Below are 22,067 nucleotides of genomic sequence, written 5' to 3'. Positions count from 1 at the left end.
GAATCCCTTGCCTCGGCAGGCTGCATCATCCTAGGACGAATCCGACAGTTACGAAGAAAGATATTCGATGAATAACAGGCAGGATCTCCTCATTCTCGGCGGCGGACTGGTGGGGATGACTCTGGCCCTGGCGGCTGCCCGCAAGGGTATTTCAAGCCATGTCGTCGACCGCGCAGACCCCGCAGACCTGACGGCAGAAGGGTTCGATGGCCGCGCGTCAGCGATATCTACCGCCAGCTGGAACCTGTTTACCAATATCGGCCTTGCTCCGCGGCTCGAACCGCATGGGTCGCCGATTGCCTCCATCGCGGTCACCGACCAGATGAAGCCAGGGGAGATCGATTTTACGCCGGAAGACAACGAGGGTACGCTTGGCCGGATGTTCGCGAACCGCGAATTGCGGCTGGCCCTGTTCGAAGCTGCGAGCGAGGAACCGCTGATCAATTGGCATGCGAAAGCCAATGTCGTCAGCCGCCAGCGCGGAGAACACGGCGTATCAGCCATCCTCGAAAGCGGAGAGGAACTGACCGCCAGCCTGATGATTGCAGCGGAAGGCAGGGGGTCACCCACGCGTGACGAGGCAGGCATCACCTTTGCCAAATGGGATTATAGCCACCGCGCAATCATTGCCGGCCTGACGCATGAACGCAGTCACGAACAGGTCGCGTGGGAGATATTTTATCCAGCCGGACCGTTCGCTCTGCTGCCGATGCTGGACCTGCCCGATGGTACCCACCGCAGTGCATTGGTGTGGACGGTGGATGAAAAAGACGCAGCGGGAACGCTGAAACTATCCGACCGTGCATTTCTGGCCGAGGTGGAAAAGCGGATGGGGACCATGTTCGGGGAAATCACATCGGTCGGTCCGCGTTCTTCCTATCCGCTCGGTTTTCACCACACGGCAAAAATCACCGACCAGCGCCTCGCTCTGATTGGCGATGCGGCGCACGGCATCCACCCCATCGCTGGCCAGGGGTTGAACCTTGGCTTGCGCGATGTCGGTGCGCTGGTCGATGTTCTGGCCGACGGGATGCGGATCGGGCTGGATCCGGGCGATGCACAATTGCTGGCACGTTATGAGCGGTGGCGCGGGCTCGACAGCTTCATGGTCGCGCTTGCCACCGATGGACTGACGCGCCTGTTCGGCATTCCGGGAAAAACCGCCTCCGCTGTACGGCGGCTGGGCATGGCGGGGGTTCAGCGCGTGCCGGTGTTGAAAGACTGGTTCATGGACGAGGCGCGCGGCGTGTCAGGTGATCTGCCAGAATTGCTGAAAGCCTGACCGGACCCTCAGTTGCCGGTATCTTCCGCCGGGCTTGGCTGCTCGATCGGCTGCCCCGTGCGATCGCGTAGTCTGCGCGGTTCCAGCACGGCGGAAGTCTCAATCAGGTCGAGCGCTCGCTGCGCGCTGGCGTAACGTTTTGCATCGGCGATCCACGCCTCTGCATTGTCTGCACCGGGCAGGTTCTGCACTTCTTCGATCGCGCGCTCCACCCTTCCGCTTTCCAGAAACAGGCGCGCCCGGTCGAGCCGTCGTTGCGGCTGCGGAGACGGCGTGGTTTCGCGGCGAATTACGAACAAAGAACTGATTTCTCGCTGGAAACGTTCAAAGCTCGGCTCTTCAGTGGCATCGGAGAGCTTCGGACCCAGCCCCTCAAGCCGGGCCAGCAACTGGTCCAGAGTAATTGGATCGCGTGAGGTTTCGATCACCGTGCTCACGGCATTGGGCAGCGCATCGCTGAACCGAAGCCGCAACTGATCGGCCAGATAGCCCAGCTCCGCCCCGCGCTCCAGTGAACGCCGCGTTGCGAACGCGATCAGCAAGCCTTCTGCGCGGGCGGCATTGCCGGCCGCGGCCTGAGACTGAAGATCCAGTCTCGCCAGACGCTGTTCTGCTGCGGCCAGACGCTGTTCAATCCCGCCCTGCTGTTCCTCAACCCGCTCTACAGCCTGCGTTGCCTCCTGCGCTGCAACCATCTGCGTTTCAGTGGGGGTGGGGGTCGGTTCCGCGTCGCTTTCAGGCGCCGATGCGCCGGACGCGATCGCCTGCGGTTCCACTTCCAGCGTATCGCCGTCGAAGCGGGGTGTACCGTCCCAAGTCATGTAGCCTACCAGAAGCGCACCGAGCAGAAACGCGCTTAGCGCGACGCCGATGATCGCGCTCCATGAGCCCTTGGCTGTAGGTTTGGAAAACTGTCGTTCCATCAAATTCCGTTCTGCGACCCTTTACACCGTTTTCCGGTGCTATTTCGCGGATTGTTTACACATCTTTCCGGCCAAGGCCAGCAATGCGCCATCATCCACACTCGGCGATACCGCAACATCGCCCCATCCCTCACCTGCGGCAGCAGCGATACGGGCCCCCATCGCCGCAATTCGGAGCCTGGCCATGTCAGCGCCTACGCGCTTGCATTCGCTGGCAAAATGCGCTGCTGCGACCGCAGAGTGCAGCACTATCACCGCTGGCTGCTTCATCGCGTCCTGCAGCGCGGCAGGCATCGGCAGAGCGACCGATTCATATACCGTTCTTTCCACAATGCGCGCGTGCTGCGGCGGTATAAGGTCGATCCGTTCCCTTGCTGACAGGCGCAGCAACCGGCGCGGCTTGTCATCAAGATCATCAAGCACCGACTGCAAACCGCCCTTGCCTGTCACTTCTACCACAAACCCGGCTTTTCGGGCCAGTTCGGCCGTGACCTGCCCGACCGCAAGCACCGGCAGGTCGAGCAATTGCGCGAGTTGTACGCCGCCATGGCGGATGGCATTCGCGCTGCCGATCAGCAGGCCGTCAAAATCCTGCGCTGAGGGGGCTTCCCATTGAGCCGGACGAACTTCGAACAATGGAAAACCGGCAACCTCGAGGCCAAGCCCCGCGGCGTTTTCAACCGTCTGCGACAGGCCCGGTTCGGGCCGGATCGCGATTATGCGGCATTCCTGCGCCGGCATCAGGACTGACCATTGAAAAGCACGGTGATCGCCGACGCCGCGCGGGACAGCATATCTCGGCCAAGAGTCCTTGCAGCGTCCAGATCATGCGGATCGCATTCGATTTCGCCGTCCACCCGTTCGTTGCCCTCCGCGCTGAACAGCGACGCTTTCATCGTCAGCATGCCTGACTTGATCTCGCTAAGAACCGCAATCGGGCTGTGGCAAGTCCCGCCCAGGGCTTCGAGCAGGGCTCTCTCGGCCATTACCGTATCGCGACTTCCCTGATGGTTGATCGCCGACAGGAGATCGCGCGTTTGGGCGTCATCGGTGTTGCACTCGATCCCGATTGCGCCTTGGGCGGGTGCGGGAAGGAATTCGTCAGCTGGCAGCACCGTGCCGGTACCTGTGCGGCCAAGCCTCTCCAGCCCAGCCGCGGCCAGAAAGGTCGCCTGCGCCTCGCCGGCAGCCAGTTTTGCCAGCCGGGTTGCCACATTGCCGCGGAACGTTACCACTTCGCAGTCGGGCCTGTGGTGCAACAGTTGCGCCGCCCGGCGCGGTGCGCTGGTGCCAACAACGGCTCCGCGCGGGATCGACTGGATCGATGACGCGCCGATCAACACGTCTCGCACATCGGCGCGCGGCAGGATTGCAGCAATCGTCAGCGATTCCGGGCGCAGGGTTTCGACATCTTTCATAGAATGGACGGCAGCGTCGATCCGCCCCTCTGCCAACCAGATATCCAGTTCGCGGGTCCACAGCGCCTTGCCGCCGATATCGGCGAGCGGGCGATCCTGTATCTTGTCTCCGCTGGCCCGAACCTTGACCAGTTCCACGGCATCTTCTGCCCAGCCATGGGCTTCGCACAGGCGGCGGCGGGTTTCTTCCGCCTGGGCCATGGCCAAGGGCGATTGCCTCGTTCCGAGGCGCAGTTTTGTTTCGCTAGACATTCGGACTCTTGCCCTAACCATCTATCTCGTTCAGGGGAAGCGCCATGGGCATCGTTCTCGGCATTGAATCCAGTTGTGACGAGACGGCGGCTGCGCTGGTTACCACCGACCGGCGGATCGTCGCGCAGCGCATCGCCTCGCAGGTGGAAGCGCACGCGCCCTATGGCGGCGTGGTGCCGGAAATCGCCGCCCGCGCCCATGCCGAAAAACTCGCCCCCATGATCGCTGAGGTCATGCAGGAGGCGGGCCTGGAATTGACAGAATTGGACGCGATCGCAGCGACAGCTGGCCCGGGCCTGATTGGCGGAGTGATGGTCGGCCTCGTCAGTGCAAAGGCGCTTGCCATGGCCAGCGATGTTCCGCTGATCGCGATCAACCATCTGGAAGGACACGCGCTTTCCCCACGCCTTGCGGACGAAACACTCGAGTTTTCCTATGCCTTGCTGCTGGTTTCAGGCGGACATTGCCAGATCCTAATGGTGGAAGGAGTCGGCAAATATCGCCGGCTGTCGACCACAATCGATGATGCGCTGGGCGAAGCATTCGACAAGACTGCCAAAATCCTGGGCCTCGGATATCCCGGCGGCCCCGCTGTCGAACAACTGGCAAAATCCGGCGATGCGGACGCTGTCCCGCTACCCCGCCCGCTGGTCGGCAGCGGCGAGCCGCATTTTTCGTTTGCCGGGCTGAAAAGCGCGGTTCTGCGCGCTAAGGAAAGCGGCCTTCATAGAGACGAGGATATTGCTGCGAGCTTTCAGCAGGCTGCGGTTGATTGCTTGCTCGACCGTCTGCGCGTTTCGCTCGACCCGCTAGACCATGTCCCATCATTGGTGGTCGCAGGCGGTGTCGCGGCAAACCAGAAAATCCGATCGGCTCTGGAAGGATTTGCAACAGACCGGTCCATGCGCTTTGTCGCGCCGCCGCTGGCGCTGTGCACTGATAATGCGGCGATGATCGCCTGGGCCGGCGCAGAACGGCTGGCATCGGGCCAGTCCGATCCGCTGGATTTCGCTGCCCGGCCGCGTTGGCCGCTGGACCCGGATGCGGCACCGGTTCGCGGCGCAGGAGCAAAAGCATGAACAAGATCGGCGTATTGGGCGGCGGAGCCTGGGGCACGGCACTGGCCCAGATGCTGGCATCGGATGGCCGCAGCGTGCTGTTATGGGCGCGGGAAACCGAGCTGGTCGAGGAAATCAACGCCAGCCATACAAACAGCCTTTTCCTGCCGTCAGCCCGCTTGGCGCAAACAATCACCGCAACCAGCGAACTGCCGGACCTGTCCGAATGCGAGGCCATTCTGGTGGTCACTCCGGCCCAGCATCTCGGCGCAGTCGTCGGAAATCTGACGAAGGCGCCCCGGGATTTGATCCTGTGCAGCAAGGGTATCGAGGCCAGCAGCGGCCGGTTGATGAATGATGTCGCCAAGGACGCCATGCCGGAAAGCGAGATCGCGATCCTGTCCGGCCCCACCTTCGCGCACGAAGTTGCCAGCGGTTTGCCCACGGCGATTACGCTGGCCTGCAGCGGCGCAGATGAACAGTGGCAGCGGCTCAAGCCGGTGATCGCGCGGCCGCAGTTCCGCCCGTATTATTCAGACGATGTAATCGGCGCAGAGATTGGCGGCGCGGTAAAGAACGTGCTGGCGATTGCCTGCGGCGTTGTCGACGGGCTGGGTCTGGGCCAGAACGCCCGCGCCGCCCTGATCGCGCGCGGATATGCAGAAATGCTGCGGTTCGGGGAAACGCTGGGTGCGCAGCGTGATACGCTGGCGGGCCTGTGCGGACTGGGCGATCTGGTGCTGACCTGTTCCTCCACATCCAGCCGTAACTTCTCGCTCGGCAAGGCGCTGGGCGAAGGGCAATCGGCCGCCGACCTGATGGCTGATCGCAGAACCGTTGCCGAGGGCGCCCACACCGCGCCGGTCCTGCACAGACTTGCGCAGGAACGCGGTATTGCAATGCCGATTGTTCAGGCGGTCAACGCGCTGCTGGACGGCGCGCCAGCCAGCGATGTTGTTGCAAAACTGCTCGCCCGTCCGCTGAAAGCTGAAACCGGACCCGCTGCGTGAGCGACCAGCCAGCGCAGACCAATTCCGCGCCAAATGGCGATACGGATATGCAGGCGCTCGCCAAGGGTGGCCGCACCAACACGTTCGGCTTCGTTCTGCGTCTCGCCGCGCGCATCCCGTTCTTGCTGATCGCAACCCGGCTTTACGGGCCTGAGGCGTTAGGCCGGTTCGCATCCGCATTCGTGCTGATCGAAATACTCGCGCTGATCTGTTCGCTGGGCGAGAAGCGCGGGCTGGCCCAGCGCCTGACCGAAGGCGAAGGGCCCGAAGTAAACCTCGTCTTTGATGGCCTGTTGCTGGCCCTGATCTATGGCGCTGCTGCGGGGTTGTTCCTGTGGGCATTCCCCGCGCCGATGTTCCCCAACGGGATGAGCAGCCCGCTGGACATCTGGCTGGTCCTGACGATCCCGGCTTTTGCGATCACCGAGGTACTGCTGGCCGCGCAGGCATATCGCTATGACATCGCAACAACCGTTCGCGCGCGCGCCGTGGTTGAACCGTGGACGATATCGATCATGGCGGGCGTGTTCTTCTATATCCCCGCGACGCAGGAAGCAGGATTGGCGCTGGCCTATATCGCGTCGATTTTTGCTGCACTGATCACAGCTGCAATACCGTTTTTGCGGACCTACGGCCTGCCCGGCGGCTGGCGACCTCATCCGGTCTATATGGCCAAGATGAGCGCCCGCGCGTTCCCGCTGGTCGGTGCGGATGCGATCGAGCGCGGCACCCGGTTGCTGGATATCTTTATCCTCGGCTTCTTTGCATCGCCGGCGGCGGTCGCGATCTATTACGTAGCGCAGCAGATTGCCACGCTGCCGCAAAAACTGAAACAGAGCTTCGAGCCGATCCTCAGCCCGGTCATCACCAAGAACCTGAAAGAGAAAAATTTCGCCGCCATCGCCTCGCAGGTGCGCCAGGTCGGTTTCTGGATCATCGCGGTCCAGGCCGGTATTGCGTTGATGCTGGGCGTTCCGGGAGAGGCCGTGATGGGCCTTTGGGGGCCGGAGTATGTCGGCGGGACCGGCGCGCTCGCGTTTCTGCTCGCAGCAGAAGTTGCCGCTGCCATGGCGGTCGTTTCGGAAAGCGTCCTTGTCTACATCGCCCGCAAGCGCAATCTGGCGATCTCAGTCGGGATACTGGCGCTCCAGGCCGTGCTGACCGTGGCATTCATCATGCTGGCAACCCGGTTGGATCTTGGCGAACCGTTCAAGGCAGCTGGCGCAGCGATCGCGCTGCTGATCGCCCTCGGCGTGTCGAGCGTGATCAAGGCGCTTCTGCTCAAAAAACTGATCAAGGCACCAGTAAGTAACTGGCGCTGGGCACTGGTTTGGGCCGCTGCACCTGCGGTAGTTGTCGGTTATGCCGCAACCTTCCTGCCTGAATGGGCAGAGCTGCTGATCGGTATTCCCGCAATCGTTGCCACCTATGGCTGGGTGATCTGGCACCGCGGGTTCGGCCCTAACGACCGTGTGCTGTTTCGCAAGAATATCGGCGGCAACTAAACGCAAACGAGAGCGAGCAGAGCACCTCGTCCCTGCTGATCGACGCAGCAAAAAACCCGAACTTCCCCTGTTCAGACGCCATTCACTCCATGAGATAGTATTACATGTTGAGGTTGGGACTGACAGGGAGAAACTGCATGCGTATTGCCGCAAACGCCGCCGCCGCATCGATGTTCGTATTTATCGCGGCCTGCACCGCAGGGCCGGCAAACGAGCAGATGGACAGTAGCGGCACCGCCAGCACCGGCTTGCCCGCTGCTCCTCCCCCACCTCCACCGCCTCCTCCTCCGCCACCTCCCCCGGCGCAAATGGCGAACGCTCCGGTCTCCGTTACCGCAAGCCGGTTTGCGCTTGCCGAGGCAGAGGTGGCCGCACGGTCAAACGTGACCGGTTCCCCCGCCCAACAAAGCCGTACGCTGCGATATGTGCCGCCCGTCATTGTTCCTGCCGATCCGGGCCGTGAACAATATCAGGGTGAAGAAGTTTCGCCGGTCAAAATTGCTGCGAGCGAACCTGTTTCGACGTTTTCGGTAGACGTGGACACTGGCGCTTACGCCAACACACGGCGCTTCCTGACGCAGGGGGCCTTGCCGCCGCGCGATGCCGTGCGGACAGAGGAAATGATCAACTATTTCCGTTATGATTATGACCGCCCGCAGGACCGCACGATCCCGTTCAGTGTCAGCACCGATGTCGCCAGGACGCCGTGGAATCCGGATAGCAGGCTGCTGCGCATCGGCCTGCGCGGATACGACATCGACCGCGCAGAACGCCCTGCAGCAAACCTGGTTTTCCTGATGGACGTATCGGGATCGATGGGCCGCCCGGACAAATTGCCGCTAGTGAAAACCGCACTTGCCGGGCTGGCAAGCGAACTGTCGCCGCAAGACCGGGTGTCTATCGTAGTCTATGCCGGTGCCGCCGGTCTGGTGCTGGAGCCGACAAACGATCCGCGCAAGATCCGGCGCGCGCTGGACCAGTTGCAGGCAGGCGGTTCGACAGCGGGCGGCGCTGGGCTGCAACTCGCCTATCAGATCGCTGAAGACAACCGGATCGAAGGCGGTGTGAACCGGGTAATCCTGGCGACCGACGGCGATTTCAATGTCGGGATCAGCGACCGCAAGCAATTGATCGAACTGATCGAGAAAAAACGCGACAGCGGCATCACCCTGACCACGCTCGGCTTTGGCACCGGCAATTACAATGAAGCGCTGATGGAACAGGTCGCCAATCACGGTAATGGCAATTACGCCTATATCGACAGCGCGCTGGAAGCGAAAAAGGTGCTCGGCGACGAAATGCAGTCGACTCTGTTCACCATCGCCAAGGACGTGAAGATACAGGTGGAGTTCAATCCGGCGGTTGTCAGCCAGTACCGTCTGATCGGATATGAAAACCGTGCCTTGCGCGATGAAGATTTCGACAATGACGCAGTGGATGCCGGAGACATCGGCGCCGGGCATCAGGTGACCGCGCTCTACGAAATCGTCCCCACCGGCACGAAAGGGTGGATCGGCCAGCGCCGCTATGAAGCCGCGATCAGTCCCGAAGCCTCCGCAAAGGCTGATGAAATGGCCTATCTCAAGCTTCGCTACAAATTGCCCGACGGTGACACTTCGCGCCTGATCGACACGATTGTGCCTGCGCAGGCGCTGCGCAGGGCGCAGGCTCCGAAAGGCGATTTTGCCTTTGCGGCCGCTGTTGCCGCCTTCGGCCAGAAACTCCGCGCCGACCCGTTGCTGGGCCGGTACGGGTTCGACGACATCCAGCAGCTTTCAGGCAAACAGGGCGATTTCTGGAGGCAGGAGTTTGCCCGGCTGGCTGATGTCGCCGAAAGCCTGGATACGCAATCCGGCGGCTAGGCACCCCGGCGATGGACCGCGCGGTTGTCATTTGGAATCGCGCGCCCCCTTTTCGTACCGCGCTTGCGTGGCTAAGGGGTGCCCATGCCGTTCAAACCGCAAATCGCTGTAATCGCTGGTGCGCTTGTTACCGCAGCGCTTGCGTTCATCGGCAACGCATCCATGGCGGATGAAATGGCCGCCGACCTGCTGGCAAAGGCAGAGGCGGCAGCCGCAGAAAATGGTGCACCGCAGATCCGCTCGCGCTTTATCCTTTCCAATGGCTGGCCTACGCGCCACCCGGAACTTAGCGGCGGCGAAGGGCTGGACGAAAGCAAACGCGCGGAAGTCGCACTCGCCATCGCAAACATTCCCGGTGTTGGCGGAATCAGATGGGCCGATGGCACTGCCAAGGCTGAAAGCGGCATGATGCCGCTGACCCCGCTGCACTGCCAGGAAGATGTAGAGGCTCTGCTGCGCGCACGCACCATCCGGTTCGAGGAATCTTCCAGTTCGATGGATGCTGCCAGCCGCGAGCTTCTGGATGAAGTCGAAGCCGCCTTGCGGCCCTGCCTCGGCAATATCATCGCAATCACCGGACACACCGACAATTCCGGCCCTGAGCCGGGCAATCTTGCCCTGTCGCGTGACCGCGCGAATGCCGTCCGCAACGCGTTGATCCGCCGGGGAATTCCGCGTGACGGTCTGCGCGCATCCGGCGTCGGATCGAGCAAACCGGTAGAGGGTCTCGACCCTGCCGATCCTGCCAACCGCAGAATCGAATTCTCGGTGATCGCTACCGCACCACTGGCACCCACGCCGGTTGACACACCGGGGGCCCGCTGAAATGCCGATCTGGTTTGAATTGATGGTTCTATTGCTGGTGACCTATGTCATCGGCCTTGGTCTGGGCTGGCTGGTCTGGGGCCGTTCGCCCGACACGGCGCCGATGGAAGATGAAGGAGACAACACCCCATGATCGAATTGGTTGAAGCCAACTGGCCGCTGTTTCTTATTGCCCTGGTGATCGGAATAATCGCCGCATGGTGGATTTTCGTCGCGCTGCGCAAAACCTCCGTCGCCACCGACAAAACCGATGTGCTGGACGAAGGCAAAGGTCCCGCAAATCGCAATCAGGCGCTGATCGACGCCCCTCCGGCTGCAGGCGCCCCCCCTGCAGTAGCGCCCGTTTCTGCCGCCCCGGAACCCGTCAAGGTCGCAGTGGCAGAGCCTGTGGCGACTGCGCCTAGCCCGGTGGTTGCAGCTGAGCAGGCACCGGCTGCTGCACCAACCGAGAACACCGGCGCAGCAGATGATCTGTCGCGCATCAAGGGGGTTGGGCCAAAGCTGAAGGCCATGCTGATCGCGATGGAGATCACCAGCTTCGAACAGATCGCAAACTGGACCGAACAGGACATCGACCGGATCGATGCCGAGCTGGGCCGATTTCAGGGCCGCATCCGGCGCGATTCCTGGACCGAACAGGCGCGTATGCTGGCCGCAGACGATATGGCCGCTTACGAGGCGAAATTCGGCAAGCTCTGACCGGAGGGAACAATTTCGCAGGGTCATGGTTGATTTCTTAAGCGCCAATGCGCTGAGGGAGATCAACTATGGCAATGCCGCGCGTTCTTGTCGCTGAAGACGAATTCATCATCGCACTCGACCTGTGCCAGACGGTAAGCGAGGCCGGCTTTCAGGTTGAAGGACCGCACGCAGATATGTCCTCGGCCATGCTCGCCATGCAAAAACGCAAACCCGATCTCGCCATTCTCGACGTGAATCTCGACGACGGAGAGGCATTTTCTCTCGCCGAACAGCTGATGAAAGAGGACGTGCCCGTCATCTTCCACTCGGGTCACTTCTCCCGCAAGGAGATGGAGGCCCGCTATCCTGATGCGTTCGCGTGCGAAAAGCCCTGCCCGCCTAACCAGATCCTGGAAACGGTGCAGGAAGCCCTGTCGACTCACTGAATTCCGCTCACTGAATTCGCGGCAAGTGCCCCAAGGCACTGGCGCTGACGCGCTGTGATGATTAGGTCTGGCCCCAAAGAGTTTGGGAGCCACGTATGACCGACGCCAATTTTCCTGTCCCTGACGCATGGGCGCAAAATGCATTGATCGACAAGCTGGCCTATAGCCAGAAATATGATCTTTCGGTCAGCGATCCCGAAGCATTCTGGCAGGAAGAGGCGAAACGGATCGACTGGATCGAACCGTTCCATACGGTCAAGGATACGTCGTTCAATGAGGCCGACTTCCACATCCGCTGGTTCGAAGGCGGTAAGCTGAACATCACGGCGAATGCGCTGGACCGCCACCTTGAAACGCGCGGCGACCAGACAGCAATCATCTGGGAACCCGACGATCCGGCCAGCGAAGGCCGCACGATCACCTACCGCGAATTGCACGCTTTGGTTTGCCGGTTCGCAAATGTCCTCAAAGCTCATCAGGTCAAGAAGGGCGATCGTGTTACGATCTATCTTCCGATGGTGCCGGAGGCGGTTATCGCCATGCTTGCCTGCGCCCGCATCGGCGCGGTGCATTCGGTTGTGTTCGCCGGATTTTCGCCCGACGCGCTGGCTGGCCGGATTGAGGATTGCCAGTCCAATATCGTCCTGACCGCAGACGAAGGCCTGCGCGGCGGCAAGCCGATCCCGCTCAAGGCCAATGTCGATGCTGCTCTTGAGAAAGTGGCGGTCGATCATGTGATTGTACTGAAACACACCGGCGCCGATGTACCGATGGTCGAAGGTCGTGATGCCGATTGGCACGGTGCTGCCGCAGAGGCGGCGGATCACTGCGATGCGCAAGTCATGGATGCGGAAGACCCGCTGTTCATCCTCTATACCTCAGGTTCCACAGGGAAGCCGAAAGGCGTGCTCCACACCACCGGCGGCTATGCGGTCTGGACCAGCATGACCCACCAGTACGTATTCGATTATCAGCCGAACCCGGATGGTTCGATGCCCGTTTACTGGTGCGCGGCGGATGTCGGCTGGGTCACCGGCCACAGCTATGTCGCCTATGCCCCGCTGATCAACGGCGCGACCCAGATCATGTTCGAAGGGGTTCCGAATTATCCTGACCATTCCCGCTTCTGGGAAATCATCGACAAACACAATGTCGAGATATTCTACGCCGCGCCAACCGCTTTGCGCGCCCTGATGCGCGAGGGCGACGACTACGTCACCCGCACCAGCCGCAAATCGCTGCGCCTGCTGGGATCTGTCGGCGAGCCGATCAATCCGGAGGCGTGGGACTGGTATCACCGCGTGGTCGGGGAACGCCGCTGCCCGATCGTGGACACGTGGTGGCAAACTGAGACCGGCGGGGCGATGATTACCCCGCTGCCGGGCGCGACCGATCTGAAGCCGGGCAGCGCGAGCAAACCGATGTTCGGGGTCAAGCCGGAAATCGTCGACAATGACGGCACCATCCAATTCGGCGCGACCGAAGGCCCGCTGGTCATCACCGATAGCTGGCCCGGCCAGATGCGGACCGTCTACGGCGATCACGATCGGTTCTTTCAGACCTATTTCAGCACTTTCCCGGGATATTATTTCACCGGCGATGGCTGCCGCCGCGATGACGATGGCTATTACTGGATCACCGGACGGATCGATGACGTGATCAATGTATCAGGCCACCGGATGGGCACGGCAGAGGTCGAAAGCGCACTGGTTGCACACCCGAGCGTGTCCGAGGCAGCCGTCGTCGGTATGCCGCACGATATCAAGGGTCAGGGCATCTATGCCTATGTGACCACCAACGCCGATGTCGAGGGCGGCGACGAGCTGCGCGCCGAGCTGGTAAAGTGGGTCCGCAAGGAAATCGGCCCGATTGCCACGCCCGACGTGGTCCAGTTTGCACCCGGCCTGCCCAAGACGCGTTCCGGCAAAATCATGCGCCGCATCTTGCGCAAGATTGCCGAGAACGACGTTGGCAATCTGGGTGACACCTCGACGCTGGCAGACCCTTCCGTAGTGGACGACCTGCTGGCGAACCGCGCCAAATGAGCGACATTCGCCCGCTTCGCAGCGCTCTCTATTTGCCGGCGAACCGTGCCAGCGCTGTCGAAAAGGCCCGCGCTGCCGACTGCGATGCGGTGATCCTCGATCTGGAAGACGCGGTCGCGCCCGAGGCGAAGGCGGAGGCGCGCGAGGCCGCGGTTGCTGCTGTTAACCAGGGGGGTTTCGGCCACCGCATTCTGGTGGTGCGAATCAATGCGCTGGATACCGAATGGGGCGCGGCCGATTGCGCTGCACTGGCCGGATGCGGCCCCGATGCGGTGCTGGTGCCCAAGCTTTGCCATCCAGAGGAAGCCGCGGTCTATCGAAGCCAGATTGGCGGAGGGCCTGAACTGTGGGCGATGCTGGAAACGTGCACCGCGTTTACCCAGTTGCCCGCAATTGCATCCAACGCCGCAAAAGCCAATCTGACGACCTTCGTCATGGGGACCAATGATCTCGCGCTGGAAATGCGGGCAACCCTTGATACAGATCGCGCGCCCTTCCTGCCGCTGCTGACGCAGGCCGTGGTCGCCGCCCGCGCCAACGGGATGTCGGTACTGGACGGCGTGTTCAACGATATCGCTGACGAGGCCGGTCTGGCGCAGCAATGCCGCCAGGGTGCCGCGATGGGGTTCGATGGAAAGACCCTGATCCACCCCAAACAGCTCGAGATTGCCAACGCCGTGTTTTCACCTTCAGGCGATGACGTAGCCAAAGCGCAGGCGATCTGCGCTGCGTTCGCGCTGCCGGAGAACACCGGCAAGGGCGTGATAAAAGTGGATGGCCGAATGACCGAAATTCTTCATCTGCGCGAAGCTGAGCGCACTCTCGCGCTGCACAATGCAGCCAAACGCAACACCACTTGAAGTGATCCCACTTGCGGCGCAGTCTGGCACCTGCAAGAGAACGGCAAAACTGTTTCAGGAGTAGATATGGCTGGCATGGTGCCCTTCAACTGGGAAGATCCGTTCAATCTGGAATCCCAACTGACCGAAGACGAACGGATGATCCGCGATGCCGCGCACGGTTTCGCGCAGGATGAATTGCAGCCGCGCGTGCAAGAGGCATATCGCAACGAAACCAGCGCACCCGAACTGTTCCCGCTGATGGGGAAAGCTGGCCTGCTGGGCGCGACCGTGCCGGAAGAATATGGCGGGTCAGGTGCCTCCTACGTTTCTTACGGCCTTATCGCGCGCGAAATTGAACGGGTCGATTCCGGATACCGTTCGATGGCTTCGGTCCAGTCCAGCCTCGTGATGTATCCGATTCAGGCCTATGGTTCAGAGGAACAGCGGCGCAAATACCTGCCCGGCCTCGCCAGCGGCGAATTGATCGGCTGCTTCGGCCTGACCGAACCCGATGCAGGTTCCGACCCTGGTTCGATGCGCACCTATGCCAAGAAAGACGGTGACGGTTATTCGCTGTCGGGCGCGAAAACATGGATCAGCAATTCGCCGTTCGCGGATGTTTTTGTCGTCTGGGCAAAAAGCGAAGCGCATGGCGACGGCATTCGCGGTTTCGTGCTGGAAAAAGGCATGAAGGGCCTCGACGCGCCGAAGATCGAAGGCAAGCTGAGCCTGCGCGCATCCACCACCGGCATGATCATGATGGACGAGGTGAAGCTGCCCGCCGACGCGTTGCTGCCTGACGTTCAGGGTCTGAAAGGTCCGTTCGGCTGCCTTAACCGGGCACGCTACGGCATCAGCTGGGGCGCGATGGGTGCGGCGGAATTCTGTATGCACGCCGCGCGTCAGTACGGCCTCGACCGCAAGCAATTTGGCCGCCCGCTGGCCAACACCCAGCTTTATCAAAAGAAGCTGGCCGACATGATGAGCGATATTGGCCTCGGCCTTCAGGCATCGCTGCAGGTTGGCCGCCTGATGGACAAGGGCGAGTTTGCGCCGGAAATGATCAGCATCGTAAAGCGCAACAATGTCGGCAAGGCGCTCGACATCGCGCGGATGGCGCGTGACATGCACGGCGGCAACGGCATCAGCGACGAATATCAGGTGATCCGTCACATGGTGAACCTGGAAACGGTAAACACCTATGAAGGCACGCACGATGTCCATGCGCTGATCCTGGGCCGCGCCATTACGGGCCTTGCAGCCTTCTGATGAAACTGTTCGGATATTACCGCAGCTCCACCAGCTTCCGGCTCCGCATTGCGCTGCAGCTGAAAGGGCTTGAATACGAAAACGTGCCGGTAAACCTGCTCAAGAGCGAGCAGAAGGGCGACGCATTTTCCAGCCGCAATCCGTTTGCCTCCGTGCCGATGCTGGAGGCGGGCGGCCGCGACCGCGCGCAAAGCATGGCGCTGATTGAATGGCTGGATGAAGCCTATCCGGCGCATCCATTGCTGCCTGCGGATATCGAGGAGCGCTATACCGCGCGCGAACTGGCATATGCGATCGCGACCGAACTGCACGCACCGCTCAATCTGCCGGTGCTGCAATATCTGAAGAATGAATACGGCAAGTCGCAGGAGGAAATCGGCGAGTGGTATCGCCACTGGCTCGCCAAGACACTGGACCCGGTCGAGAAACGCCTCGCCCAGCTGGGCACTGGCGATTTCCTGTTCGACAAACCCGGCCTGTTCGAGGTCGTCCTGATGCCACAAATGTACAATGCGCGCCGGTTCGATTTCGACTTCTCGGCCAAACCGCACATGACCCGCATCGAAACGGCGTGCCTGTCGTTGGAGCCTTTCCAGCGTGCGCACCCAGACAATCAAACCGACAACCCGGAATAAAATCCGGCCAAGACCCAGGAAGAGGGATCGCCAATGAAACTCGCAACAATCAAGGACGGAACCCGCGACGGGAAGCTCGTCGTCGTCTCCAAGGACATCACCCGCTACTGCGCGGCAGACAATATTGCGCCAACGATGCAATATGCACTCGACAATTGGGAGCGTGTGGCACCCGATCTGGAAGTGCTTTACCGCGATGTCGAACATCAGGCTGTTCCGTGCGAACGCTTCCACGAAAGCGAGGCGCTATCTCCGCTGCCCCGCGCTTATCAATGGGCTGACGGCAGCGCATACATCAACCACGTCGAACTGGTCCGCAAAGCTCGCGGCGCAGAAGTGCCCGAAAGCTTTTATCACGATCCGCTGATGTATCAGGGCGGCTCCGACGACTTCCTTGCCCCGCGCGAGAATATTCCGCTGAAAGACACCGCCTGGGGCTGCGATATGGAAGGCGAAGTCGCCTGCATCACCGATGACGTACCGATGGGCCTATCCGCAGAAGATGCCGCCGGACACATCAAACTGGTGATGCTGGTAAACGATGTATCGCTGCGCGGATTGATCCCCGGCGAACTCGCCAAGGGTTTCGGCTTTTTCCAGTCGAAGCCTGCCACGGCGTTCTCTCCCGTAGCGGTAACGCCTGATGAACTGGGTGATGCGTGGAAAGACAGCCTGATCCACCTGCCTTTGGAAGTAGACTACAACCGCGAACCGTTCGGCCGCGCCGATGTGGGCAAGGACGCGACATTCAATCTCGCCCAGCTGGTCGCGCACGCAGCGAAGACGCGCAATCTGGGTGCCGGTGCGATCATCGGTTCGGGCACGATTTCCAATCAGGGCGAAGATGGCGGCCCTGGCAAACCGGTCAGCGAAGGCGGTGCCGGTTACAGCTGCATCGCGGAAATCCGCATGATCGAAACGATCAAGGACGGCGAGGCCAAGACACGCTTCATGGCACCGGGTGACACCGTCAAGATACAGATGAAGGACAAGGACGGTCATTCAATCTTCGGGGCGATCAAACAGGAAGTCGTGCAGGCTTAAGGAGTAACTCGATGCAGCTGGGCGATCCGAACCGCATTCCCGTCATTATCGGCTCCGGTCAGGTCAACGACCGGCCCGCCACCGGGGCGGAGGGGCTGGATTCGCTCGGCCTGATGATCGCGGCTGCACGCGAAGCCGGCAAGGACGCCGGCGGCGGGCTGCTGAAACAGACCGACTGGCTTGGGGTCGTCAACCAGATCAGTTTTCCTGAACTGACCGGTACGCTGATCTCAGGCATCAAGGACGCATTGGGCATAGACCCCGGCTTCGCGCGTGAGACGCCTTCCCCAACGGGCGACAGCCCGATCCTGCTGATCAACGAAGCCGCCAACGCCATCGGCGAAGGCAAGGCCAGCATCGCTCTGATCGTCGGGGCAGAGGCTTTGCGCACCGCCGGAATGCGCAAGAAAGAGGCCGCGCTGGCAGCGCAGGATGCGCCAGCGGCAAAGAAAGGCCCCTATCCCAAACGCACCCCGGTCCAGCCGGAACCGCGGCATCTGTTCGGCCTCCACACCCCGACGGACGTTTATCCGCTGTTCGAAAATGCCGCCCGCGATAGCTTCGGCCAAACGCTGGAAGAGGCGCAAGCGGAATCCGGCGAGATCTGGGCGGGTATGTCACGCGTCGCGGCGCAAACTGAAAGCGCGTGGATCCGAGAGCCGCGCACAGCCCGGCAAATCATCGAGGTGAGTGCGGATAACCGCCCGATCGCTTTCCCCTATACCAAATTTCAGGTCGCCAACGCCGCAGTCAATCAGGGCGCGGCGGTGATCGTGACCAGCCTTGCTGCGGCACAGGCGGCGGGCGTGCCTGATGACCGGATCATCTATGTCGGCAAGGGCGCTGCCGCGCATGAGGCGGAAGATCCGCTGATGCGGCCCGATTTTGCATCTTCTGCCAGCATGAATGTCTCGCTTGAACGGGCACTGGAACTGAACGAGATCGGCATCGAACAGATCGACCATCTGGAACTGTATTCCTGTTTTCCTATCGTTCCCAAGATGGCGCGGCGCGTGCTGGGCGTGGATGCCAGCCGGCAGATCACCATGTTCGGCGGGCTGACATTCGGCGGCGGACCGATCGGCAATTACATGACTCACGCGGCCGCCTGCATGGTCGATGCGCTGCGTAAAAGCGGCACTAACGGCCTGCTGTTCGCAAATGGCGGTTATGCAACGCACAACCATACGATCCTGCTGACCAAGACGCCCCAGCCGGAAGGCACGTTCCCGCAAGAGTTCGATTTTCAGGCAGAGGCAGATGCGACGCGCGGCGAGATTCCCGCAATGGAACTGGAGTACGAAGGGCCAGCACAGCTGGAAACCTATACGATCCTTTATGACCGATCAGGTGCCCCGAAACAGGGTGTGATTGTCGCCCGAATTGATGACAATCGCCGCACGCTAGCGCTGGTGCCAGCCACCGACACGCAGGCGATCAAACGGCTATCGGTAGCAGCGCCTGGGCTGGTCGGCGCAGCAGGGCAGGTCAGCAAAGCGGGGACGCAGGGGCATTGGTCATTTGACTGACCGCCCCTTTTCCATGATGGACTGACATAACCGAAGCGGAATTCCGCTCGATCTTTTTGAGGGTGCCCATGTTCAAGACCTGGTTTGCAATTCCGCTTTGGCAGCGTGTCATCGCGGCTCTGATATTGGGCGTGATCGTGGGCTATTTCTGGGGCCCTGAAGCGGAAAGTATCAAATTCATCGGCGATATCTTCGTCGGTTTCATCAAGATGCTGGTGGTCCCGCTGATCTTCTTCAGCCTTGTCGCGGGCATCGCGTCCATCGGCGACTTGCGCAAACTCGGCAGCGTGGGCTGGCGCGCCCTGCTGCTGTTCGTGGTGAGCGGCCAAATTGCGGTGTGGCTGGGCCTGTTCCTAGGCACATTTGTGCAGCCTGGCATGGGAGTCGACACAAGTTCGATCGACATGGGTGCCACCCCTGCACCCAATGATACGACGTGGCGCGAAATGCTGCTGGGCATGGTCCCGCAAAGCCCGGTTCAGGTCATGGCAGACGTCAATGTGCTGCCGCTGATCGTGTTCTCCCTCCTCATCGGGGTTGGCATCCTGATGGCCAAGGAAGAGGGCGAGCCAGTACTGAAAATCTTCGATTCCGGTTCTGTGATCATGCAGAAGGTGACCATGGTGGTCATGGAACTGACCCCGCTTGGCGTGTTTGCGCTGATGGCGTGGGTCGCGGGCACGCTCGGCCTTGATGCGCTTCAGGCATTGGGCAAGCTGGTGTTCCTGAACTACCTCGGCTGTCTGCTGATCATTCTGGTCATGTATTCCGCGATGATCAAATTCATCGCCCGCCTGCCGGTGATTGATTTCTTCCGCGGTATCATCGATGCCATCGCGGTCAGTTATTCCACCGCCAGTTCCAACGCGACGCTGCCGGTTACCTTGCGCTGTGCGCAGCGCAACCTGGGTATTTCAAACTCGGTATCCAGCTTCGTCATCTCGCTCGGCGCGACGATCAACATGAACGGCACGGCCATGTATCTGGGCCTCGCGACACTGTTCGGCGCGCAAATCTTCGGCGTCGACCTGTCATGGGGCGATTACTTCCTGATTTCGATCCTGGGCACGCTGGGCGCGATTGGCGCAGCCGGCATCCCCGGCGCGGGCCTGATCATGATGGCACTGGTGTTTGGCGCAGTGGGCGTACCGCTGGAAACAATCGCATTCGTCGCTGGTGTCGACAGGATCATGGACATGATGCGCACGACCACCAATGTCAGCGGCGATGCCGCAGTTGCGACAACCGTGGCGGCCTTGACCGGCGAGATTGACCGCGAGGAAATGATCAGCGCAGACGATGTCTAAACCGATTTGCCGGCCATCAACCTGCACCGCCCAACGATCACACGCTTCCATCCGGAGCACGCAACCGTGAAATTCTCAGCAACCAGCGCTCTTTGTTCGGCCCTGACACTGTTCTGCAGTGCGCCCTTGGCCGCGCAGGAAATTTCTTGCGAAGGGGATGGATGCGATGCTCCGGCAGCGATCATCGTTACCGGTCAGGGTTTGGAGCAAACCCCCGCCACGCCGGCATATTCACAGCAGGAAATTGGCCGTGAACGCCTGACATCGTCCGCATCCGGTCGGATCGAGGATGCCCTGTCCGACGTCGCAGGGTTTCAGCAATTCCGCCGGTCCGACAGCAGGTCGTCCAATCCGTCGGCGCAAGGGGTCACGCTACGTGCGCTTGGCGGGAACGCCACCAGTCGCGCATTGGTGCTGCTTGACGGCGTTCCGATGGCGGACCCGTTCTTTGGCTATATTCCGCTCAGCGCTCTCGCTCCTGAACGGCTCGCCTCTGCCCGCGTAACACGCGGCGGCGGCTCGGGTGCATTCGGATCGGGCGCAGTCGCAGGCACGATCGAGCTGGAAAGCGCGGGACCGGATGAGCTCGGCCTTTTCAGCGGTGCACTGCTGGCAAACCATCGCGGCGCTACCGAAGCGTCCGCCACCCTCACTCCGGAACTTGGCGCTGGCTTTGCCGTCGTCACCGGGCGCTGGGACCGCGGCCCCGGATTCTTCACCACCCCCGCAGATCAGCGCGTTCCCGCCTCTGCCAAGAGCGAATTTGATAGCTGGTCGGTCGGTCTTCGCACCGCCGTCCCGCTGGGCGACGACGTCGAACTGCAAACCCGCGGCCTGGTGTTCGACGATCGGCGAACCCTGCGCTTTGATGGCGCAGACAGTTCGGCCAGCGGGCAGGACGCCAGCTTGCGGATCATTGGCCGGGGCGACTGGGAATTCGATGTCCTGGGCTATCTGCAATACCGCGATTTCTCCAATGTCGTGATCAGCTCGACACGGTTTGTGAAAGTCCTGGACCAGCGGAAAACCCCGTCCAACGGAATTGGCGGCAAGATCGAAATTCGCCCGCCTGTTGGACAGGATCATGTGCTGCGCATCGGCGCGGATTACCGCGGTTCGTCCGGCAACCTGCTGGAAGAATCGTTCAGCGCATTCACTGGCGACCTACGCGAACGCCGCCGCGCGGGCGGGGAAAACAGCACATTTGGCCTGTTTGCCGAACATGACTGGACACTCGGCGATCTGATCCTGACGGGCGGGCTAAGAGCTGACCGTTGGAGCATTCGCGGCGGATATTATGAGGCCCGCGATGCTGCTGGAGTATTGCTGACTGATGATCGGTTTGCCGATCGCAGCGGATGGGATGCGTCTTTCCGTGCGGGCGCTTTGTTCAGTGCGTCTGAAAACATTTCGTTGCGTGCGGCAGCCTATAGCGGTGTGCGCGTTCCGACACTGAACGAACTCTACCGCCCGTTTGTTGTGTTCCCGGTGGTCACGCAGGCTAACGAAGCGCTTGAGAACGAGAAGCTGATCGGCTTCGAGGCGGGCTTCGACTATGCACTTTCATCGCGATCGCAGCTGTCTGTCACAGCTTTCCAGAACCGGGTAAAAGATGCTGTCGCGAACGTCACCCTCACCCCGACCCTGCGTCAGCGCCGCAATCTGGACGCTGTCCGTTCGCGTGGCTTGGAAGTGATTGCGAAAACCGGGTTTGGCGCAATCGATCTGTTCGGATCTCTCGCCTGGACCGATGCCGAGATTGAAGGGAGCGGAGCTTCGCTGGCGCTGGATGGAAACCGGCCGCCTCAAACACCGAAACTGGCAGCAAGTGCGACACTGGCATACAGGTCGGCAGACGGATGGGACTTGTCGGCAACGCTGCGCCACGTGGGCGCACAGTTTGAAGACGATCAGGAAACCTTCGTCTTACCGGCAGCAACGACAGTGAACGCATTTGCAAAAATTCCTCTGGCCGCAGGTTTTTCGATTATCCTGCGGGCAGAGAACCTGCTGGACGAGGAAATTATGACGCGAAATCAAGCAGGTTCAATCGATCTGGGCGTACCGCGCACAATCTGGGCAGGCATTCGTATTGGTGGCTAATATCCCCTTTCCGTCTACTCCGCCCGGAACC

Annotated in this window: 20 protein-coding genes; 17 read left to right on the top strand and 3 right to left on the bottom strand. The window is 61.1% G+C overall.

Going from position 1 to position 22,067, the window contains the following annotated elements; genetic code table 11:
* Positions 1 to 67: 67 nt before the first annotated feature.
* Entirely contained in the window at positions 68 to 1,282 is a 1,215-nt protein-coding gene (locus GRI43_RS01470; protein WP_160729338.1) for an FAD-dependent monooxygenase, read from the top strand.
* Positions 1,283 to 1,290: 8 nt separating this feature from the next.
* On the opposite strand, the gene GRI43_RS01465 is transcribed toward GRI43_RS01470, so the two are convergent.
* The 3 genes from GRI43_RS01465 to hemC are packed head-to-tail and all read right to left on the bottom strand — an operon-like array spanning position 1,291 to position 3,875.
* Complete coding sequence (locus GRI43_RS01465; RefSeq protein ID WP_160729337.1) at positions 1,291 to 2,205, bottom strand: MICOS complex subunit MIC60; 915 nt, start codon at positions 2,203 to 2,205, stop codon at positions 1,291 to 1,293.
* Positions 2,206 to 2,244: 39 nt separating this feature from the next.
* Entirely contained in the window at positions 2,245 to 2,946 is a 702-nt protein-coding gene (locus GRI43_RS01460; protein ID WP_160729336.1) for a uroporphyrinogen-III synthase, read from the bottom strand.
* Positions 2,946 to 3,875, bottom strand: a complete 930-nt coding sequence (gene hemC, locus GRI43_RS01455) for a hydroxymethylbilane synthase (protein ID WP_160729335.1) — start codon at positions 3,873 to 3,875, stop codon at positions 2,946 to 2,948. The genes GRI43_RS01460 and hemC overlap by 1 nt, the downstream gene beginning before the upstream one ends.
* Before the next feature lie 44 nt (positions 3,876 to 3,919).
* Between hemC and tsaD the strand changes: the two genes are divergently transcribed.
* The 16 genes from tsaD to GRI43_RS01380 all read left to right on the top strand — a co-directional run bounded on the left by tsaD (position 3,920) and on the right by GRI43_RS01380 (position 22,036).
* Complete coding sequence (gene tsaD, locus GRI43_RS01450; RefSeq protein ID WP_160729334.1) at positions 3,920 to 4,954, top strand: tRNA (adenosine(37)-N6)-threonylcarbamoyltransferase complex transferase subunit TsaD; 1,035 nt, start codon at positions 3,920 to 3,922, stop codon at positions 4,952 to 4,954.
* Positions 4,951 to 5,943, top strand: coding sequence for an NAD(P)H-dependent glycerol-3-phosphate dehydrogenase (locus tag GRI43_RS01445; RefSeq protein WP_160729333.1), 993 nt, complete (start codon positions 4,951 to 4,953; stop codon positions 5,941 to 5,943). Before tsaD ends, GRI43_RS01445 begins: the two co-directional genes overlap by 4 nt.
* A 47-nt stretch (positions 5,944 to 5,990) precedes the next feature.
* Positions 5,991 to 7,448 (top strand): lipopolysaccharide biosynthesis protein, encoded by a 1,458-nt coding sequence (locus GRI43_RS01440; protein ID WP_160730571.1) that lies wholly within the window; start codon positions 5,991 to 5,993, stop codon positions 7,446 to 7,448.
* A 137-nt stretch (positions 7,449 to 7,585) separates the two neighbouring features.
* Complete coding sequence (locus tag GRI43_RS01435; RefSeq protein ID WP_160729332.1) at positions 7,586 to 9,310, top strand: vWA domain-containing protein; 1,725 nt, start codon at positions 7,586 to 7,588, stop codon at positions 9,308 to 9,310.
* 84 nt (positions 9,311 to 9,394) lie between these two features.
* Positions 9,395 to 10,135 (top strand): OmpA family protein, encoded by a 741-nt coding sequence (locus GRI43_RS01430; protein WP_160729331.1) that lies wholly within the window; start codon positions 9,395 to 9,397, stop codon positions 10,133 to 10,135.
* 1 nt (position 10,136) lies between these two features.
* On the top strand, positions 10,137 to 10,268 hold the full coding sequence (locus GRI43_RS14005; RefSeq protein ID WP_268893565.1) for a hypothetical protein: 132 nt from the start codon (positions 10,137 to 10,139) through the stop codon (positions 10,266 to 10,268).
* Positions 10,265 to 10,834 carry a hypothetical protein gene (locus tag GRI43_RS01425; protein WP_160729330.1) on the top strand — a complete coding sequence of 190 codons (570 nt, stop codon included), beginning with the start codon at positions 10,265 to 10,267 and terminating at the stop codon, positions 10,832 to 10,834. Before GRI43_RS14005 ends, GRI43_RS01425 begins: the two co-directional genes overlap by 4 nt.
* Before the next feature lie 68 nt (positions 10,835 to 10,902).
* Positions 10,903 to 11,262, top strand: a complete 360-nt coding sequence (locus GRI43_RS01420) for a response regulator (RefSeq protein WP_160729329.1) — start codon at positions 10,903 to 10,905, stop codon at positions 11,260 to 11,262.
* A gap of 95 nt (positions 11,263 to 11,357) precedes the next feature.
* Positions 11,358 to 13,307: an acetate--CoA ligase gene (gene acs, locus GRI43_RS01415; RefSeq protein WP_160729328.1), complete on the top strand. Its 1,950-nt coding sequence runs from the start codon at positions 11,358 to 11,360 to the stop codon at positions 13,305 to 13,307.
* Positions 13,304 to 14,167 carry an HpcH/HpaI aldolase/citrate lyase family protein gene (locus GRI43_RS01410; RefSeq protein WP_160729327.1) on the top strand — a complete coding sequence of 288 codons (864 nt, stop codon included), beginning with the start codon at positions 13,304 to 13,306 and terminating at the stop codon, positions 14,165 to 14,167. Before acs ends, GRI43_RS01410 begins: the two co-directional genes overlap by 4 nt.
* A 66-nt stretch (positions 14,168 to 14,233) precedes the next feature.
* A complete protein-coding gene (locus GRI43_RS01405) occupies positions 14,234 to 15,418 on the top strand; it encodes an acyl-CoA dehydrogenase (RefSeq protein WP_202391567.1) in 1,185 nt (394 codons plus the stop codon).
* On the top strand, positions 15,418 to 16,053 hold the full coding sequence (maiA, locus tag GRI43_RS01400; protein WP_160729326.1) for a maleylacetoacetate isomerase: 636 nt from the start codon (positions 15,418 to 15,420) through the stop codon (positions 16,051 to 16,053). The genes GRI43_RS01405 and maiA overlap by 1 nt, the downstream gene beginning before the upstream one ends.
* A gap of 33 nt (positions 16,054 to 16,086) precedes the next feature.
* The gene (locus GRI43_RS01395) at positions 16,087 to 17,097 is read left to right on the top strand and encodes a fumarylacetoacetate hydrolase family protein (RefSeq protein WP_160729325.1); all 1,011 of its coding nucleotides are present in this window, start codon (positions 16,087 to 16,089) and stop codon (positions 17,095 to 17,097) included.
* Positions 17,098 to 17,108: 11 nt separating this feature from the next.
* Positions 17,109 to 18,626, top strand: coding sequence for an acetyl-CoA acetyltransferase (locus GRI43_RS01390; protein WP_160729324.1), 1,518 nt, complete (start codon positions 17,109 to 17,111; stop codon positions 18,624 to 18,626).
* A gap of 68 nt (positions 18,627 to 18,694) precedes the next feature.
* Positions 18,695 to 19,933, top strand: coding sequence for a dicarboxylate/amino acid:cation symporter (locus GRI43_RS01385; RefSeq protein ID WP_160729323.1), 1,239 nt, complete (start codon positions 18,695 to 18,697; stop codon positions 19,931 to 19,933).
* Positions 19,934 to 19,999: 66 nt separating this feature from the next.
* Positions 20,000 to 22,036 carry a TonB-dependent receptor gene (locus GRI43_RS01380; protein ID WP_420849963.1) on the top strand — a complete coding sequence of 679 codons (2,037 nt, stop codon included), beginning with the start codon at positions 20,000 to 20,002 and terminating at the stop codon, positions 22,034 to 22,036.
* Positions 22,037 to 22,067 lie beyond the last annotated feature (31 nt).

Origin of the sequence: Pontixanthobacter luteolus (assembly GCF_009828095.1) — a bacterium.
In the GTDB taxonomy this organism is placed as follows: domain Bacteria; phylum Pseudomonadota; class Alphaproteobacteria; order Sphingomonadales; family Sphingomonadaceae; genus Pontixanthobacter; species Pontixanthobacter luteolus.
Note: the sequence above shows the minus strand (reverse complement) of the source record. Positions and strands in the feature narration are given on the sequence as shown.

Bases quoted from the DNA above. Each gene is read 5' to 3' on its own strand.
- GRI43_RS01470 (WP_160729338.1), top strand. From the start codon at position 68: ATGAATAACAGGCAGGATCTCCTCATTCTCGGCGGCGGACTGGTGGGG.
- GRI43_RS01465 (WP_160729337.1), bottom strand. From the start codon at position 2,205: ATGGAACGACAGTTTTCCAAACCTACAGCCAAGGGCTCATGGAGCGCG.
- GRI43_RS01460 (WP_160729336.1), bottom strand. From the start codon at position 2,946: ATGCCGGCGCAGGAATGCCGCATAATCGCGATCCGGCCCGAACCGGGC.
- hemC (WP_160729335.1), bottom strand. From the start codon at position 3,875: ATGTCTAGCGAAACAAAACTGCGCCTCGGAACGAGGCAATCGCCCTTG.
- tsaD (WP_160729334.1), top strand. From the start codon at position 3,920: ATGGGCATCGTTCTCGGCATTGAATCCAGTTGTGACGAGACGGCGGCT.
- GRI43_RS01445 (WP_160729333.1), top strand. From the start codon at position 4,951: ATGAACAAGATCGGCGTATTGGGCGGCGGAGCCTGGGGCACGGCACTG.
- GRI43_RS01440 (WP_160730571.1), top strand. From the start codon at position 5,991: ATGCAGGCGCTCGCCAAGGGTGGCCGCACCAACACGTTCGGCTTCGTT.
- GRI43_RS01435 (WP_160729332.1), top strand. From the start codon at position 7,586: ATGCGTATTGCCGCAAACGCCGCCGCCGCATCGATGTTCGTATTTATC.
- GRI43_RS01430 (WP_160729331.1), top strand. From the start codon at position 9,395: ATGCCGTTCAAACCGCAAATCGCTGTAATCGCTGGTGCGCTTGTTACC.
- GRI43_RS14005 (WP_268893565.1), top strand. From the start codon at position 10,137: ATGCCGATCTGGTTTGAATTGATGGTTCTATTGCTGGTGACCTATGTC.
- GRI43_RS01425 (WP_160729330.1), top strand. From the start codon at position 10,265: ATGATCGAATTGGTTGAAGCCAACTGGCCGCTGTTTCTTATTGCCCTG.
- GRI43_RS01420 (WP_160729329.1), top strand. From the start codon at position 10,903: ATGGCAATGCCGCGCGTTCTTGTCGCTGAAGACGAATTCATCATCGCA.
- acs (WP_160729328.1), top strand. From the start codon at position 11,358: ATGACCGACGCCAATTTTCCTGTCCCTGACGCATGGGCGCAAAATGCA.
- GRI43_RS01410 (WP_160729327.1), top strand. From the start codon at position 13,304: ATGAGCGACATTCGCCCGCTTCGCAGCGCTCTCTATTTGCCGGCGAAC.
- GRI43_RS01405 (WP_202391567.1), top strand. From the start codon at position 14,234: ATGGCTGGCATGGTGCCCTTCAACTGGGAAGATCCGTTCAATCTGGAA.
- maiA (WP_160729326.1), top strand. From the start codon at position 15,418: ATGAAACTGTTCGGATATTACCGCAGCTCCACCAGCTTCCGGCTCCGC.
- GRI43_RS01395 (WP_160729325.1), top strand. From the start codon at position 16,087: ATGAAACTCGCAACAATCAAGGACGGAACCCGCGACGGGAAGCTCGTC.
- GRI43_RS01390 (WP_160729324.1), top strand. From the start codon at position 17,109: ATGCAGCTGGGCGATCCGAACCGCATTCCCGTCATTATCGGCTCCGGT.
- GRI43_RS01385 (WP_160729323.1), top strand. From the start codon at position 18,695: ATGTTCAAGACCTGGTTTGCAATTCCGCTTTGGCAGCGTGTCATCGCG.